Below are 3951 nucleotides of genomic sequence, written 5' to 3' on the forward strand. Positions count from 1 at the left end.
ATGTCGTCCCAGCTGCCGGAGACCGAGTTCAGCTTTTCCCGGATGTCCGCGGTAAGGGTATCCATATTCGCGTCGTCGGTAAGCTGTAGCATAATTTGAGAGGAATTTTCCCTGGATACAGAAGTGATCTCCTCCACATGGTCCAGGGTTGCCATAGTCTGCTCAATGGGCCTGGTCACCTGGTCCTCCACCTCCTCGGGGGTAGCGCCGGGGTAGGCGGTGACAATCACCGCGTAGGGCAGGTTGATGTTTGGCAGCAGGTCCGGGGTCATGCGGGAAAAAGCCACCGCCCCCAGCACCAGAACCATGACCACGCCCACCAAAACGGTGAGGGGCTTTTTTACACTGAATTTTGAGAACATGGAACCATTCCTCTCTCTCTAAGAACCCCTATTCACGGGTTCAAAAATACGATTTACGCAACTGGTTTAAATTATAATCCTCCCTGCCCCAGGAATGATGAATTTTTTGTAAAAGTTTTGGCATAGCAAAAGAGCCGGGCGGCCCTGGGGGCAATCCGGCTCTCTCCTTTAAGGCAATACCGCCTTTTCCTGCCACTGGCGTTTTTTCTCTGGCGGCACGGTCTTTAGCTCTGCCAGGGCATAGTCCTGGCCCAGGGCCTCCCACTTGGTTTTGCCAATGTCGTGGTAGGCCATTATCTCCACGCTCTCCACGCAGCCGTGCCTCTCTCGCAGCCCCCGGATGGCCGCGAAGTGCTCCTCCTGGTCGTTAACCTTCGGAATAATGGGGCAGCGCAGGGCCACCCGGGCGCCCATCTGGTCTAGCAGGGCCAGAGAATCCAGCACCGGCTCCAGCGGGGCCCCGGTCCAGCGCTTGTGCTCCTGGGGGTCGCTGTGCTTGAAATCCAGCAAAAACAAATCCGTCCCCTCCGCCAGGGCTTTCAGCCGCTCTGGGGCCACCAGGCCGTTGGTCTCCAGGGCGGTGTGGTAGCCCCGCTCCTTACAGGCGGACAGCAGCTCTGTCAAAAAGTTGAACTGCACCGAGGCCTCTCCCCCGGAGAAGGTCACCCCGCCCCCCGAGGACCGGTAGTACTTGGCGTCTTTGTCCACCTCTGCCATCACCTGGGCGGCGTCCATCTCCCGGCCCGAGAGCTCCAGGGCCCCGTTGGGGCAGAGGCCCGCGCAGTGCCCGCAGGCCGCGCATTTTTCCCGATGGAAAGCATGCCCGGCCTCCCCCACCTGGTGGGCCCCCTGGGGGCAGGCGGTACAGGCCCCGCAGCGGGCGCACTTCTCCGGCCGGTACAGCAGCTGGGGCTGGGGAGAGAAGCTCTCAGGATTATGGCACCAGGCACAGCGCATATTGCAGCCCTTTAGGAACACCGTAGTGCGGATGCCCGGGCCGTCGTACACGCAGAAGCGCTGAATATCGAACACAATGCCAGTGGTTTTAGGCTCCATAGGTAGTCCTCTCAATGATCTCCCGCTGGACGATGGGGTTCAGGGTGACGAACCGGGCGGAGAAACCGCCAATGCGCACCAGCAGGTTCTGGTAGTTTTCCGGGTGGACCATAGCGTTTTCCAGGTCCTCCTTGCCCACCACGCACAGGTTGGTCTGCACGCCGCCGTTCTGGTAAAAGGCCTTCAGCACCGCGCCCACCTTATCCATGGACCCAGCGAACAGCTCCTTGGTAAAGCGCACGTTGTTGATGACCCCCACGTGTTTGGTATTGTCAAATTTGGACATGGAGTTCAGCAGGGCGGTGACGCCGCACTTATCCGCCCCAATAGAGGGTCCGTTGGCGTTGGCCATAGGCGCGCCTTTGTGGCGGCCGCAGGCCGAGGCGGAGCAGAAGTTGCCCCATTCGGCGCTCATGGAGTTGTTCACGCTGACAATATTATACCTGTGCAGCCCAGCTTTTTCCCCGGCCTGGCTGGTCATGCGGCCCAGGTCGCCGAACAGCCGCACGGCCATAGCGTCGGCCGTCTCCTGGTCGTTGCCGTATTTGGGGGCGTCCAGGCAGAGGCGGCGCACGTCCTCATGGCCCGCAAAGTCCTGGTCCAAAACCTCCACCATCTGGCCCAGAGTCAGGCGCTTCTCCTCATAGACCAGCTGTTTGATAGCCGTCAGGCTGTCGGCGCAGCTGATGATGCCGAACATCTCGCTAGAGGCGTTCAGGTACCGCACGCCCCCCTCAAAGGCAGCCTTGCCCCGGGCGATGCAGTCGTCCAGCAGCAGGCTTAGGTGCAGGTAGGGGGCGTCCTCCCCGGCGATTTGATAGTTCAAATACTTTTGCACCGCGTACTTCTCAATCACCGGCCGCAGCTGGCCCATCACTGCGCCATACAGCTTTTCAAAGCTGTCCAGCTCATCCAGCCCGCCGGTTTTTTCCCCGCAGAACACCCCGTGGTACGAGTCCACCCCGTTGTGCAGGGCCAGGTCCAGGGCCTTTAGGGCGTTGATGCCGTTGTTGGGGGTGCCCACGCTGTAGCCCACCAGCACATATTCGCCGCAGCCAAAGGGCACGTACTGCTCCGCCTCGGCCCGGCTGACGCCATAGACCTTCTCCACAGCGGGCACATTGGTGTCGTCGGAATAGATGATGGGGAACGTGGCGCCCTGGGCGTTAACCTCCATGGCCTTTTGGAACACCGCCTCGTTCATGCCGGTATAGTACCGCAGGGTCAGCTGGGGCACCGTTTCCCGAAAACGCCGGGAGGCCTCCATAATCGCCATAGCCAGCCGGTCGGCCTCTTCCGGGTGGCGGCGGCCCACCCCGCCGATGATCACCCGGCAGTCGTGGATCTTGTTGATCTCCTTAAAATGTTTATATAGGTAGAGAATGATCTCTACGCCCTCTTCCTCCGTGATGCGCCCGGCGTCCAGGTCGGCGGCGTACAGGGGACCCAGATAGTCGTCCATGCGGCTGTAGTTCATCAGGTCGCAGCTGACGGAGTAAATCCACATCAGCTGCACGCCCTCCAGGAAAGTGGCCGGCGGGTTATGCTGTATGTGGCAAAGGGCCTGGGCCATCCGCTCAAAGCGCCCCTTGGCGGCGGAGCCCCCGGCCTTTTGGGCCAGTTCCTCCGCCTGGGCCTGGTAGCGGGCGCAGGCCTGCCGCAGGCTCTGGGTCCACATTTTCAGCGCTGTATAAAAGGAGTTCTCCCCCCGGCGCTGTACCATGCCGTCAATCTCCCGGTCCAGGCCGTCAAAGCCCAGCTGAATCAGCTTTTCAAAGTCCAGGTTGGTGCCCGCCACCCGGCAGTCGCAGTTGCCCACCCCGGGGCTGGCGTAGCCTTTGGGGGGCACGTAGCCATAGCGGCTGGCAAAGGCCAGGTCCAGCTTGCGGGCGGTGTGCTCTTCGTGCCAATAGTTTTGCAGGGCCTGGCACTGGTACACCTCCTGGGCGCTCAGCTGGTCCCCGCACTGGCCCAGAGCCTGGGCAAACTCGAACTCGTTAAAATAATAGGTATAGCAGCCCCCCACCATGGCGGAGTATCCCCCCACCTGAGAGGTAAAGCCCAGGTAGCCGTGTTCGTACCGGCCGGCAACGCCGTCGTTTTCGTCAATAGGGACCAGAATGTTTTTCAGCTGAAGGTCCATGCAGCGGGCCTCCCGCAGGTAGATGTCGCCCTCGTTTTCCCGGTAGACCCGGGAGAACTCCAGGGCGTCGCGGAGCTTTTGAATTGGGGTTTTATACATGGTCAGGTTCCTCCTTTGAGATTTTATTTCATTTTATATCTGGGATATTGGGGGGTGCATTTTAGGGTGGTGCTTTGTTTCTTCCGCTGGGTGGTTTTTTGCCGCTCTCTTTTCTGCTGGGTCTTTCTGCCGGCGCTTTTTGCCGCTCTCTTTTCTGCTGGGTCTTTCTGTCGGCGCTTTTGCCGCTCTCTTTTCTGTTAAGTTTTTCTGCCGGCGCTTTTTGCCGGTAGGTTTTTGCTGATTAAGGGCCTTCGCTCTGGGGCGCTGTGGGGTGGGGGCCGCTGTTTCGGA

Annotated in this window: 4 protein-coding genes; all 4 read right to left on the minus strand. The window is 60.2% G+C overall.

Annotated elements, in window-relative coordinates; translation table 11 throughout:
• Nucleotides 1–362, minus strand: a 362-nt coding sequence (locus ACTO5E_RS10495; RefSeq protein ID WP_482303459.1) for an efflux RND transporter permease subunit, incomplete at its 3' end; no start/stop codon positions are given.
• Between the two features lie 168 nt (nucleotides 363–530).
• A complete protein-coding gene (locus tag ACTO5E_RS10500; RefSeq protein WP_482303461.1) occupies nucleotides 531–1418 on the minus strand; it encodes a glycyl-radical enzyme activating protein in 888 nt (295 codons plus the stop codon).
• A complete protein-coding gene (locus ACTO5E_RS10505) occupies nucleotides 1408–3687 on the minus strand; it encodes a pyruvate formate lyase family protein (RefSeq protein ID WP_482303464.1) in 2280 nt (759 codons plus the stop codon). The genes ACTO5E_RS10500 and ACTO5E_RS10505 overlap by 11 nt, the downstream gene beginning before the upstream one ends.
• 6 nt (nucleotides 3688–3693) lie before the next feature.
• Nucleotides 3694–3951, minus strand: a 258-nt coding sequence (locus ACTO5E_RS10510) for a hypothetical protein (RefSeq protein ID WP_482303463.1), incomplete at its 5' end; no start/stop codon positions are given.

The sequence above is a fragment of the Acutalibacter sp. genome (genome assembly GCF_056800975.1).

Bases quoted from the DNA above. Each gene is read 5' to 3' on its own strand.
- ACTO5E_RS10500 (WP_482303461.1), bottom strand. From the start codon at position 1,418: ATGGAGCCTAAAACCACTGGCATTGTGTTCGATATTCAGCGCTTCTGC.